General features: G+C 73.2%; 11 protein-coding genes. 4 read left to right on the top strand and 7 right to left on the bottom strand.

The window, feature by feature from the left end; genetic code table 11:
- Positions 1-18 precede the first annotated feature (18 nt).
- From G6W55_RS06415 to G6W55_RS06400, 4 genes are all read right to left on the bottom strand, one after another.
- Positions 19-2,904 carry a SpoIIE family protein phosphatase gene (locus G6W55_RS06415; RefSeq protein ID WP_175519805.1) on the bottom strand — a complete coding sequence of 962 codons (2,886 nt, stop codon included), beginning with the start codon at positions 2,902-2,904 and terminating at the stop codon, positions 19-21.
- 202 nt (positions 2,905-3,106) lie between these two features.
- A complete protein-coding gene (locus G6W55_RS06410; protein ID WP_175519804.1) occupies positions 3,107-4,006 on the bottom strand; it encodes a cyclase family protein in 900 nt (299 codons plus the stop codon).
- Between the two features lie 138 nt (positions 4,007-4,144).
- Positions 4,145-5,020: a hypothetical protein gene (locus G6W55_RS06405; protein ID WP_175519803.1), complete on the bottom strand. Its 876-nt coding sequence runs from the start codon at positions 5,018-5,020 to the stop codon at positions 4,145-4,147.
- 136 nt (positions 5,021-5,156) lie between these two features.
- On the bottom strand, positions 5,157-5,579 hold the full coding sequence (locus tag G6W55_RS06400; RefSeq protein WP_175519802.1) for a secondary thiamine-phosphate synthase enzyme YjbQ: 423 nt from the start codon (positions 5,577-5,579) through the stop codon (positions 5,157-5,159).
- Between the two features lie 108 nt (positions 5,580-5,687).
- Here G6W55_RS06400 and G6W55_RS39515 point away from each other — a divergent pair, with 108 nt between their 5' ends.
- From G6W55_RS39515 to G6W55_RS06390, 3 genes are all read left to right on the top strand, one after another.
- A complete protein-coding gene (locus G6W55_RS39515) occupies positions 5,688-5,789 on the top strand; it encodes a putative leader peptide (protein WP_354800156.1) in 102 nt (33 codons plus the stop codon).
- Positions 5,790-5,889: 100 nt separating this feature from the next.
- Positions 5,890-6,561, top strand: coding sequence for a sulfonate ABC transporter ATP-binding protein (locus tag G6W55_RS06395; RefSeq protein WP_175519801.1), 672 nt, complete (start codon positions 5,890-5,892; stop codon positions 6,559-6,561).
- Positions 6,558-7,643: an NAD(P)-binding domain-containing protein gene (locus G6W55_RS06390; protein ID WP_175519800.1), complete on the top strand. Its 1,086-nt coding sequence runs from the start codon at positions 6,558-6,560 to the stop codon at positions 7,641-7,643. Before G6W55_RS06395 ends, G6W55_RS06390 begins: the two co-directional genes overlap by 4 nt.
- Positions 7,644-7,676: 33 nt before the next feature.
- On the opposite strand, the gene mltG is transcribed toward G6W55_RS06390, so the two are convergent.
- Positions 7,677-8,537, bottom strand: coding sequence for an endolytic transglycosylase MltG (mltG, locus tag G6W55_RS06385; protein ID WP_175519799.1), 861 nt, complete (start codon positions 8,535-8,537; stop codon positions 7,677-7,679).
- 53 nt (positions 8,538-8,590) lie between these two features.
- Entirely contained in the window at positions 8,591-10,369 is a 1,779-nt protein-coding gene (locus G6W55_RS06380) for an ABC transporter ATP-binding protein (RefSeq protein WP_175519798.1), read from the bottom strand.
- 141 nt (positions 10,370-10,510) lie between these two features.
- Between G6W55_RS06380 and G6W55_RS06375 the strand changes: the two genes are divergently transcribed.
- On the top strand, positions 10,511-10,960 hold the full coding sequence (locus tag G6W55_RS06375; RefSeq protein ID WP_175519797.1) for a MarR family winged helix-turn-helix transcriptional regulator: 450 nt from the start codon (positions 10,511-10,513) through the stop codon (positions 10,958-10,960).
- Positions 10,961-10,992: 32 nt separating this feature from the next.
- On the opposite strand, the gene G6W55_RS06370 is transcribed toward G6W55_RS06375, so the two are convergent.
- Complete coding sequence (locus G6W55_RS06370) at positions 10,993-11,724, bottom strand: L,D-transpeptidase family protein (RefSeq protein WP_175519796.1); 732 nt, start codon at positions 11,722-11,724, stop codon at positions 10,993-10,995.
- Positions 11,725-11,784 lie beyond the last annotated feature (60 nt).

Genomic DNA, 11,784 nt, shown 5'->3' with positions numbered 1-11,784 from the left:
CTCCGCGCAGCCCGCGTGTCAGGCGGCGTCGAGGCCGCATTCGGCCCAGATGACCTTGCCCTCGGGCAGATGGCGGGTCCCCCAGCTCCGCGCGAGCTGTGCGACGAGGAACAGGCCGCGACCGCCCTCGTCGTGGGAGCCGGCCTGGCGCAGATGCGGGGCCGTGCTGCTGCTGTCGGAGACCTCGCAGATCAGTGAGCGGTGGTGGAGCAGTCGGACCCGGACGGGACCGGAGCCGTGCCGGATCGCGTTGGTGACCAGCTCGCTGAGGATCAGCTCGACGGCGAACGCGGTGTCTTCGAGCCCCCAGTCGGCCAGTTGGCGTGTGGCGCGGGCGCGGATCTCGCCCACGAGGGCCGGGTCGGGAGGCAGGTCCCAGGCGGCGATCCGGGCGGGGTCCAGGGCGTGGGTGCGGGCGACGAGCAGGGCGATGTCGTCGGAGGGGTGGGCGGGGGCGACGCTGTCGAGGATCGCCTCGCAGGTCTCCTCGGGGGAGCGCTCCGGATGGTCGGCGAGGGCACCGCACAACTGGTCGAGGACGAGGTCGACGTCGCGGTGGCGGTCCTCGATGAGCCCGTCGGTGAAGAGCACCAGCCCGCTGTCCGGCGGCACGTCGATCTCGACCGCGTCGAACGGCAGCCCGCCGAGACCCAGCGGCGGTCCTGCGGGCAGTTCGGGGTAGGAGACGGTGCCGTCGGGGCGGACCAGCGCGGGCGGCGGATGCCCGGCGCGGGCCATCACACAGCGCTGCTCGGTCGGGTCGTAGATCACGTACAGGCAGGTCGCGCCGATGATCCCGACGCCCTCGCCGTCGGGGTCGTCGCGGTCGAGGCGGCCCACCAGGTTGTCGAGGTGGCCGAGGACCTCGTCGGGCGGGAAGTCGAGTTCCGCGAAGCTGCGGGCGGCGGTGCGCAGCCGGCCCATGGTGGCGGCGGAGAGCATGCCGTGGCCGACGACATCGCCGACCAGGAGGCCGATCCGGGCCCCGGAGAGCGGGATGACGTCGTACCAGTCCCCGCCGACGTCGGACTCGGCGGGCAGATAGCGGTGGGCAACCTCCACGGCGTCCTGGTCGGGCAGCCCGTGCGGCAGCAGCCGGCGCTGGAGCGCGAGGACCATCCCGCGCTCGCGGGTGTAGCGGCGGGCGTTGTCGGTGGACAGGGCGGCCCGGCTCACCAGCTCCTGCGCCAGCGACCGGTCGTCGTCGCCGAAGGGGGCGGGGTCCTGCGCACGGTAGAAGCCGACGACCCCCAGGACGACACCGCGCGCGAGCAGCGGTACGGCGATGAGGGAGTGGACGTGGGCCAGCAGCCGTCCGGTGTGCTCGGGGTCCTGGGCGAGCCAGCCCGCGGCGACCTTCAGGTCCGGTTCCAGCTCGGCGCGGCCGGTGGTCAGACAGCGCACCTGGGGCGCGGTCGGACCGAACACGATCCGCTGTCCGACGGGCGTGAAGGGGAGGTCGTCGCGGATGCCGTGGACCACGGTGCGCACCAGGTCGGCGAGCGGATCGGCGGACTCCTCGCCGCGGAGCACGGGCTCGGGCAGGTCGACGGTGACGTAGTCGGCGAACCTCGGGACGGCCGTCTCGGCGAGTTCCTCGACGGTTCGGCGCACGTCCAGGGTGGTGCCGATCCGGGCGCCGACCTCGGACAGCAGCTCCAGCCGTCGGCGGGCGGCGACGGCGTAGGCGCCGACGTGGGGTTCGCCGACGAGGAGCAGACCTCGGGTGGAAGGGGGCGGGGTCGCGGGCCCGGCCCGGCCGGTGGGCCCCGTGCGGTCGGACGGCGGAGGGCCGGTGCGGCGGCCGTCGGTCGCCGCACCGCCGGTCGCCGCCGGTGTGGCGGGCGCCGGGCGGGGTGGCGTTGCGGCGGTGAGCCGTGCGAGCCGGGACACGGCGGCGAGGACGGTGGGGGCGGTCGCGAACTCGGGCAGGGCGTCGCTCCGGTGCGGGACGGCGGCCCCGGCGGCCCCGGTCCCTCCGGGCCCGCCGGGGGCGGCCGGTCCGGGGACGACGACCTCGACGGCGAGACCGGCCACCCCCGAGGCGCTCGCCATGGGGCGGCTCACCAGGGTGACCCGCCGGCCGTCGGAGAGGGTCACGGCGACGGCGGCCCGCTGTCCGCGGGAGAGCAGCTCGGCGGCGCGTTCCAGGAGCAGCGCCCGGTCCCGGGGGCGGAGCCCGAGCGCCGGTTCGTCCAGCGCGACACCGCGCCGCGGACCGTCGGCGGTGTCGGCGCCCGTGGCGAGGTACGCCCGCAGCAGCGCGCGCTCACGGGCCGAACTCTCGCCCAGCAGCCGCCGCTCCACGGCCCGCACCGCCCTGCGCAGGACGATGCCCAGCGCCGGGCTGTCGGCTGCGCGCGGATAGCCGAAGCACAGGACGCCTTCGATCCGCCCGTTGAGCGGGTCCCGGACGGGCAGCGCGACACAGGCGTTCTGCTGGGAGCGTTCGGCGAAGTGTTCGGCGCCGTGGACCCGGATGAACCGGCGGTCCGCCAGCGCGAGTCCGATGCCGTTGGTGCCGGCGAACCGTTCGGCGAACATGAAGCCGGGGACACGCTGGAAGGCCGGCAGCCGGGCGACCAGCGACGCCTCCCCGAAGCGGCGCAGCAGGACCGTCCCGGTGGCGTCGGCGACGCTGATGTTGATCTCGGTCCCGGAGTAGCGGGCCTGGAGGCGGTCCAGCACCGGTGCGGCGGCGCGCACGATCCGCCCGTCCGGATCGAAGTCGTCGTGGAAGGGCAGATCGGCCTGGTCAGGGGAGAGCCCGAGGCTCCGGCAGCGCCGCCAGGAGTCGAGGATCGAGCCGCGCACCCCGCCCCGCGCGACGGGCTCCCCCTGGAGGAACCGCTCACGGAGGTGGGCGGCCTCCGTCGGCATCGGTTCCCCGCCGGACCGAACCATGCTTCGCCTCACTCACGCCCGCGACATTCCACCAGCCATGAAGAACGCGACATCGCCGGGTGGCTGGATGGCTGGATGTACGAATACAGCCGAGGATACGGACATACCGGACACTAGTCACGGTGTGTCCGCCCCGTACGGACGTGGACAGGTCAGCCGCGGACGTGGACGGGCCGGCCGCCGACGTGGGCGGGCCGGCCGGTCACAGCACGGCGACCGGGGTGACGGGCGAGCCCGTGCCGCCCGGGATGTTCAGCGGCGCCACGACGATCATGAACGTGTGGCGGCCCGCCCCTGCCGTCGCCCCGGCGAGGGCCTCCAGATCGAGGTTGTCGAGCAACGGCACCCCCAGCGCGGCGACCGCCAGCGCGTGCACCGGCGAATGCACACCCGCCACCGGCGACGGCCGTACGTCGCTGTCGCCGTCGCTGCCGATCAGCGCGACCCCCCGCTCGGCGAGCAGCGGCATCGCGTCCACATGGAAGCCCGCACTGAGCGCGGCGGAGTCCCAGGCGCCGCGTTCCGCGCGACGGCGGACGTGCCCGGTCCGCAGCAGTACGGCGTCGCCCTCGCCGATCGTGACCCCGAGCGCCTGCTCGGCGGCGAGGACGTCCCGCGCCCGCACCGCCTGTCCGGGCTCCAGCCAGGGGACCCCGTGGACGGCGGGCAGGTCGAGCAGCACACCGGTGGTGACCAGGGCGCCGAGCGCCGCGACCGATCCGAAGCGGGCGCCCCCGGCGTCGACGGACTCGTCCGCCGCCCGGCCGTCGTAGAGGCGGCCCCGGTAGGCGATGTGGGACAGCGCGTCGAGATGGGTGACGCTCCGGCCGTGGTAGTCGGCGGCGACGAAGTCCTTGTACGCGGAGGGCTCCGGGCTCTCCACGTCACCGAGGTCGGTCATGTGGTGCAGCACGGGCCGGGGATTGTCGGGTCCGGGCCGGGTGTCCCAGGGCAGCGCCAACGGGACGACCTCCCCGGACCGCACCCCGGCCACGGCCCGCCGCACCTGCTCCGCCCCGACCCGATTCCAGGCGCCCCGGTCGGCGGGGGTCCAGCGGCCCCAGGCGCGTACGGCGTCGAAGAGCGCGTCGAACTCGGTCATCCGCGTCTCCTCCGTGAGGACAGTCCCGAGGGTAACTGGCCTCAGGGCTGTTCCTCGGTATCCGGCCGTCGACCGGTCAGCTCCTTATCCGCTGGGCCCTGTGGGGACGCGCGCCGGCGGGCAGCGCGGCAACGGGCCTCACGGAATCTCGGGCAGTTGCAGCCCGGTGCAGTGCCCGCGCCGGACCTGGTCCTTCGCGAACTCCGCCACGTACTCGCGCAGCAGGACGCGCTGCGCTTGCTTCTCGGCCTCGGTCAGCGGGTGCTTCCTCTCGTCCCTCTCCCGCTCCTCACCGGGGCGGTGGTCGTAGCCCCGGTGCGCGGCGAAGCCGGCGTTCCCGCCGTCGCACCGGGCGACGGCCCATGCCCTGTCCTCGGTCAGTGCGGGCTTCCAGGTACCGGTGCCCATCGGCAGGGGGTCGGGGCCGGAGCCCCACTCGCGTACGTCCGTGCCCCAGTCGCCGCGCCAAGCGGTGAGCTCGACGAGCGGTCGGCCCCGCCGGTCACTGCCGTCATCGCCCTTCGGCGCGTACAGCGTGCAGCGTCCGACGATGCCGCCGTCCGCGACGGCGATGCGCACCTCCCCGTCGCGGCCTTCCGCCGGAACACGGGTGGTGGCGAGGGCGTCGCAGGCCGTGCCCTTCGCGTCCGCGCGGGGCACGAACCGGCCGGTGTCCGGGACCGCGCCGTCGCTCGGCTCGGGGAGCGGCTCGCCGCCACAACCGAGCTTCTCGGTCACCACGTTCGTCATCCGCACGGCGAGCCGCAGCATGGCGGCCTTCTCCTCGCGGCTCTTGGCGAAGTAGGTCCACGTGCTCACGAGCAGACGGTGGTCGTCGCCGCGCGGCTTCTTGATGCCGGTCGGGCACTCGGGCATGAGGAAGACGCGGCTGTACCCGTCCTCGAATCCGGGCAGACCGCCCGGCAGCACGGCGTGCGGCGGATAGGAGGTCCCGGCGAACCGCAACTCCTCGTCGCGGGCCGGTCCCGGCGGATGGCCAGACTCGACAGCCACTTGTGGTGCCTCGACACCCAATCCCCCATGACGTTCCCCCGTTTGTGCCGAACCCGGCTTCCGCAACAGCGCGGCCAGCCTCGCATGTCCCGTGCGCGCCGAGTCCGACGGGGTTCACGACTCCCCCGTCAGCCGCCTACCCGAGGAACGACAGGCGGACCTGGCGCTCCGGGTTGTCCTTGTTGGTGTCCACCAGGCACACCGACTGCCAGGTGCCCAGTTCCAGCCGTCCGCCGATCACCGGCAGGGTGGCGTGCGGCGGGACGAAGGCCGGGAGGACGTGGTCGCGGCCGTGGCCGGGGCTGCCGTGCCGGTGCTGCCAGCGGTCGTCGGCGGGGAGCAGGGTGTGCAGGGAGGTGAGCAGGTCGTCGTCGCTGCCGGCGCCGGTCTCGATGATCGCGATGCCGGCGGTGGCGTGCGGGACGAAGACGTTCAGCAGACCGTCGCGGCCTGCCGCGGCCTCGTCGAGGAACGCCTCGCAGTCCCGGGTCAGGTCGACGACCCGCTCCCGGGTGCCGGACGCGATGTGCAGGACTCGGGTGGTGAACGCGGCTTCCATGAGCCCATCGTGACCCATCCGCCGGGGATACGACGTGTCCGGCGGTACGGCATGTCCGCCGCATCTCCGTCGCATGTCCGCTGCGCGAGACGGCCATTGACCCTGTCCGTGCGCCTGGCTACGTTCCTCGGCATGTTGCGTTCGGCGCTGCTCACCACGCGCGGTCACATCGACCTGCTGCGGGTGGCCTCGGCCGCGTGTCGCCGCTGACGACCTCTCGCTCTCCCTCCCTGCCTGCGCCCGGCTTCCCGGGCCTTCTCGGCGTGCTCGCCGATGTCGTCGTCGGTTCCCCCGAAAGGCTGCCGCTGCCATGGCGAACGACGGTCAGGTGCGGGTGCCGTGGGTCGTGCGCGTCGAGGGGCTGCGGCACGTCCACGGTGGCCGGGCCGTTGTCGACGGTCTCCGTCTCGACGTCCGGCCGGGCGAGTTCGTCGCCCTGATCGGGGGTGGCGGGAGGTCCGCGCTGTTGCGGGTCCTCGCGGGGGTCGACCGCGATGTCGAGGGCACCGTGCTGGTGCCGCGCCGCAGGGCCCTCGTCTCCGGGGCGGCCCGGCCGACGGCGTGGGAGCGGGTGCGGCGGGCGGTGCTGCCGGGCCGCGCCGGGGCCCGGCCCGCCGCCTCGATCCGGGCCCTGGCGCCGGCGCTGGCGGATGAACCCGATCTGCTGCTGCTCGACGACCCGTTCGGCGCGCTGGACGCGCCCGCCCGCGCCAAGGCCCGACGTCTGCTGGACGAGTGGTGGCAGCGGCGCGAGTGCGCGGTGCTGCTGGTCACGGACGACGTCGAGGAGGCCGTCCTGCTCGCCGACCGCGTGCTGGTGATGGACGCCGGGGCCGTCGCCCATGAGCGGAGGATCGGGCTCGGCCGGCCGCGCGACCCCGCCGATCCACGGTTCGCCGTACTGCGCGCCGGGCTTGTGGACCGCCTCCCGCATCCGGCCGGGGGAAGATCCGTGCGGACGGCGGCGTTAGGTGAAACGTGAACGATGTACGCGAGGTCGAGGTGGTCGTCATCGGCGCCGGTCAGGCGGGACTGGCCGCCGCCTACCATCTGCGGCGCACCGGTTTCGAGCCCGAGCGCGACTTCGTGGTGCTGGACCACGCCCCGGGTCCGGGCGGCGCCTGGCGGTTCCGGTGGCCCTCGCTGACGTACGGCAAGGTGCACGGCATGCACGCGCTGCCCGGGATGGAGCTGACGGGCGCGGACCCGGCCCGGCCGTCGTCCGAGGTCATCACCGAGTACTTCGACGCCTACGAGCGGGCCTTCGGCCTGCGGGTGCGGCGGCCCGTGGAGGTGACGGCGGTCCGGGAGGGCGTGGGCGGACGGCTGTCCGTCGAGACCTCCGAAGGCATCTGGTCCGCGCGGGCGCTGATCAATGCCACCGGCACCTGGGACCGGCCGTTCTGGCCGCGCTATCCGGGCCAGGAGACCTTCCGCGGACGGCAGTTGCACACCGCGGGCTATCCGGGGCCCGAGGCGTTCGCCGGGCTGCGGGTGGTCGTGGTGGGCGGCGGCGCGTCCGGTACCCAGCATCTGATGGAGATCGCGCCGTACGCGGCCGCCACCACGTGGGTGACGCGCCGCCCGCCCGTCTTCAGGGAGGGGCCCTTCGACGAGGACGCGGGCCGCGCGGCCGTCGCGCTCGTCGAGGACCGGGTACGGCAGGGGCTGCCGCCGAGGAGCGTGGTGTCCGTGACGGGCCTGCCCCTGAACGACGCGGTCCGGCAGGGGCTGGCGGACGGGGTCCTCGACCGGCTGCCGATGTTCGACCGGATCACCCCGGAGGGGGTGGAGTGGGACGACGGGCGGCGGGTCGCCGCCGACGTCATCCTCTGGGCGACCGGCTTCCGGCCCGCCCTCGACCATCTGGCGCCGCTGCGGCTGCGCGAGCCGGGCGGCGGGATCCGGATGGACGGCACGCGCGTGGCGGCCGACCCGCGGATCCATCTCGTCGGCTACGGGCCGTCCGCCAGCACCATCGGTGCGAACCGGGCCGGCCGGGCGGCGGTACGGGACATCCGGCGACTGCTGGCCCGGGAGACCGGCAAGCCCGCCGCCGCCTGACGGGTTCTGTGAGTTCTGTGGGCTCTGTGGGTTCTACGGTGTCTTCGGGGCAGCCGGGCTCTGCTGCTTCTGGCTCTGCTGGTTCTTGTTGAACTCGGCAACGTTCGCCTGGTGTTCCGAGTAGCTCGCCGTGAAGCGGGTGTCACCGGGCTTGACCGTGACGAAGTACAGCCAGTCGCCCGGTGTGGGGCTGATCGCGGCGCGCAGGGCCTCGTCACCGGGGTTGCCGATCGGCGTCGGCGGCAGTCCCATGCGCTGGTAGGAGTTGTAGGGGCTCTCGATCCGGGTGTCGGCCTGGGTCGTCTTCAACGTCGAGCGGTTGAGCGCGTAGTTGATGGTGGAGTCCATCTGGAGGGGCATCCCGCGCTCCAGCCGGTTGAAGATCACCCGGGCCACCTTGCCCATGTCCGCCTTGGTGGCGGCCTCGGCCTGGACGAGGCTGGCGATGGTGACGGCCTGGTAGACGTTCATGGAGTTGCGCTGGGCACCGGCGGCGATCGGCGCGCCGTTGAACTTCTTGTCGGCGGTGTCGACCATGGCCGTCAGCAGGGACTGGGGCGTCGCCTTCTCCAGCGGGTACGTCGCCGGGAAGAGGTAGCCCTCCGGGTTGCCGTCCGCGTCGTTCGGCAGCTTCAGGCCGGCCTGCGGCAGCGCCTTGCGGGTGGTGCCGGCGGGCAGGGCGAGCGCCTTGTCGACGGCCTCGTAGACGCGGCTCGCGCGCCAGCCCTCCGGGATGACGAGGGTGGTGGGCTTCGGCGGCTCCTCCGGACGGTCCGTGCTCAGCAGCGGCACCGCCACGGCGGTGCCTGCCACGACGGCTCCGGTCGCGATGAGGGCGACCCGGCCCCGGCGCGTCAGTCGAATCGTGCTCCGTGGCGGAGTGTTCATCTGCATGCGGGCACGCTAACCCCCGTATCGCCACAATTCCGGCATCACCGGGCGTATTTTCATCTTGTCGGCTCCATGGTCGGCTCACGTCGGGCGTCCCGACGGAGCAGCGCGGCGTACCGCCCGTCCCGCGCGAGCAGTTCCTCGTGCGTCCCCCGTTCGGCGACCCGCCCGGCGTCGAGGACCACGATCTGGTCGGCGTCGCGGACCGTGGACAGCCGGTGGGCGATGGTGAGCGTGGTGCGGTCGGCCGAGAGCGCGTCGATGGCCTCCTGCACGGCGTGCTCGGTACGGGTGTCCAGCGCGCTGGTCGCCTCGTCCAGGATCAGCACCGGCGGGTCGCGCAGGATGGTGCGGGCGATCGCCAGGCGCTGCTTCTCACCGCCGGAGAAGCGGTGGCCGCGCTCGCCGACGACCGTGTCGTAGCCGTCGGGCAGGGCGGAGATGTGGTCGTGAATCTGCGCCGCGCGGGCCGCCGCGTGCAGCTCCTCGTCGGTGGCGTCCGGCTTGGCGAAGCGCAGGTTGTCGGCGACGGTCGCGTGGAAGAGGTACGTCTCCTGCGAGACCACGCCGACCGCGCGGGCGAGCGTGTCGAAGTCGAGGTCGCGCACGTCGACGCCGTCGAGGGTGACCCGGCCGCCGGTGACGTCGTACAGCCGCGGCACGAGGTGGCCCAGCGTGGACTTGCCCGCGCCGGTGGGGCCGACGACCGCGAGACTGCCGCCGGCCGGGACGGTGAGGTCGATGCCGTCGAGGACGGGGGTGCCCTGGTCGTCGTAGGCGAACGTGGTGTTCTCGAAGCGGACCTCGCCCTTCACCTGGTCGAGGTGGACCGGGTCGGGCCGCTCGGTGATGTCCACGGGCAGGTCGAGGTACTCGAAGATGCGCTGGAAGAGCGCCAGGGAGGTCTGGATCTGCACACCGGTCGCCATCAGGCTCACGGCGGGCCGGAACAGGCCCTGCTGGAGCGAGACGAAGGCGACGATCGTGCCGAGCGAGACGGCGGGGCCACCGAGCTGGAGCGCGAGACCGGCGGTCCAGTAGATGAACGCCGGCATCGCGGCCATCACGATCGTGATCACGGACATGCGCCAGCGTCCGGCCATGTTCGACCGCACCTCGAGGTCGACGAGCCGCTCGGACTCGCCGGCGAACGTGCGGGTGAGGGAGTCGGCGCGGCCCATGGTGCGGCCGAGCAGGATGCCGCTGACCGACAGCGACTCGGTGACCGTGGCGGCCATCGCGGCCATCTGCTTCTGCCGCTCGGTGGTGATCTTCCTGCGCTCGTCGCCGACCCGGCGGCTGATCCAGACGAACACCGGGAGCAGGACCAGGGAGACGACGGTCAGCCGCCAGTCGAGGGCGATCATCGCGACGACGGTGGCGACCACGCTGGTGAAGTTGGAGACCAGGGAGGTGGCCGTGGAGGTGACGGTGGCCTGCATGCCGCCGATGTCGTTGGCGATGCGGGACTGCACCTCGCCGGTGCGGGTGCGGGTGAAGAAGGCCAGCGACATGCGCTGGAGGCGGCCGTAGACGGCGGTGCGCAGATCGTGCATGACGCGCTGGCCGACGGTGGTGGAGATCAGGGTCTGGAGCACGCCGAAGACGCTGCTGAGGACGGCGCTGAGGATCATGCCGAGGGCGAGCAGGCTCAGCAGGCCGGTGCGGCCCTCGGGGATCGCGACGTCGAGGATCTCCCTCAGCAGGAAGGGCGTGGCGACCGAGACCAGCGAGGCGGCGCCGACCAGCAGGCCGACGACCGCGAGCCGGCCGCGGTAGGGACGGAAGAGCCGCAGGATGCGGCGCACCTGGGGATCGGGTTTGTCGGGCTTCATGGGCTCCTACGGGTGGTGTGGGGACGGTTGTCGCATGAGAACGGATTGCATGAGAACGGATCGCATGGGAACAGAGACTTGCGGAGCATAGCTCATTGTTACCTATGCTCACAATGAACGTGGTCCTGATATTGTTCCCGCATGACCACGCCCGATCCCGACGGCCCGCTCGCGGAGCAGTTGCTGCGCTTCACCCGCCGGGTGCACCGGATCCAGAAGCACCACCTCCAGCAGTGCGGTCTGGGCATCACCCCGGCCCAGTCCCGGCTGCTGCGCACGCTGGCCCACTACGACTCGCCGCCGCGGATGGCCGACCTGGCCGAACGGCTCGAAGTCGTCCCGCGCGCCGTGACGACCCTGGTCGACGCCCTGGAGGCCGGCGGGCGGGTGCGCCGGGTGCCGGATCCGACCAACCGCCGGGTGATCCGGATCGAACTGACCCTGTCCGGACACGAGGCCCTGCGCGAACTGCACGGCGCCCGTCGGGCGGCGGCCGCGGAGATCCTCGCCCCCCTGACGGGCGAGCAGCGCGAGGTGCTCGGCGGGCTGCTGGACACGCTGATCGACGGGGGTGCGGCGCGGGGGTGCTGAGCCGGTAGGACGTATCGGGGGAGGTCGGCGAGCTACGCCTTCAATGCCGCCCTGTCCCCCATCAGGACCACCGGGTGCCGGGCCGGGTCGAGCGTGCGCAGCAGGTACTCCATCGCCGGGCGGGGCATGCTGACGCACGCCGACGTACCGCTGCCGTGGTCCAGATGGAGCCAGATCCCGCCACCTTTCTCCTCGCCGGCGGGCCGCTCCGGATCGTCGGGCGGATTGCCCGGGACGCGGTTGTAGTCGATCGCGATGACGTAGTCGAAGTCGTGCCAGTGCGACCGCTCCCACCAGCGCGGCGCCGCGAAGTCGTCCGAGCGGGTGTACGGCAGACGGGTGCCGGGGTCGGCAAGGACACCGCCCGCGTCGCTCAGCGTGAACACCCCGACGGGACTGCGCTCGTCCCCCACATGATGGTCGGGCGTCCAGCCGTTCTTGCCGTTGTGCCCCCGCCAGTCGCGCACCCGCTCCCAGAGACGGCCCCGTTTGGCGTAGAGCACGACGGTCGCCCTCGCGGAGTCCGCGTCGTCGCCGTACACGGCCACGACCTGGCGGGAGTCGGCGGGGATCCGGCTCTGCCAGCGGTCGCCGACGTCCGGGATCCGGGCCGACGCGGCCGTGGCCCGCGCGGCGCCGCCGCTCCCGGCACGTGTGCCCGTCCGGTCCGCGCCGCAGGCTGAGAGCGCCGGGAGAACCGTGAGAAGAAGTGCGCAGGCCGCCGCCCATCCGGCTGCCCCGTGCCGTACACCACCAGGTCGCATCCGCCCATGCTTGCACCACTTTCCAGTCTTTTACGGCAGGTTGAGGGCGGCCGTGCCGCG

The organism is Streptomyces sp. CAI-85 (assembly GCF_013363615.1).
GTDB classification, from domain to species: domain Bacteria; phylum Actinomycetota; class Actinomycetes; order Streptomycetales; family Streptomycetaceae; genus Streptomyces; species Streptomyces antibioticus_B.
The sequence above is the reverse complement of the archived record's forward strand: the minus strand, read 5'-3'. Positions and strand labels throughout refer to the sequence as shown.

Bases quoted from the DNA above. Each gene is read 5' to 3' on its own strand.
- G6W55_RS06415 (WP_175519805.1), bottom strand. From the start codon at position 2,904: ATGGTTCGGTCCGGCGGGGAACCGATGCCGACGGAGGCCGCCCACCTC.
- G6W55_RS06380 (WP_175519798.1), bottom strand. From the start codon at position 10,369: ATGAAGCCCGACAAACCCGATCCCCAGGTGCGCCGCATCCTGCGGCTC.
- G6W55_RS06375 (WP_175519797.1), top strand. From the start codon at position 10,511: ATGACCACGCCCGATCCCGACGGCCCGCTCGCGGAGCAGTTGCTGCGC.
- G6W55_RS06395 (WP_175519801.1), top strand. From the start codon at position 5,890: ATGGCGAACGACGGTCAGGTGCGGGTGCCGTGGGTCGTGCGCGTCGAG.
- mltG (WP_175519799.1), bottom strand. From the start codon at position 8,537: ATGCAGATGAACACTCCGCCACGGAGCACGATTCGACTGACGCGCCGG.
- G6W55_RS06370 (WP_175519796.1), bottom strand. From the start codon at position 11,724: ATGCGACCTGGTGGTGTACGGCACGGGGCAGCCGGATGGGCGGCGGCC.
- G6W55_RS06410 (WP_175519804.1), bottom strand. From the start codon at position 4,006: ATGACCGAGTTCGACGCGCTCTTCGACGCCGTACGCGCCTGGGGCCGC.
- G6W55_RS06400 (WP_175519802.1), bottom strand. From the start codon at position 5,579: ATGGAAGCCGCGTTCACCACCCGAGTCCTGCACATCGCGTCCGGCACC.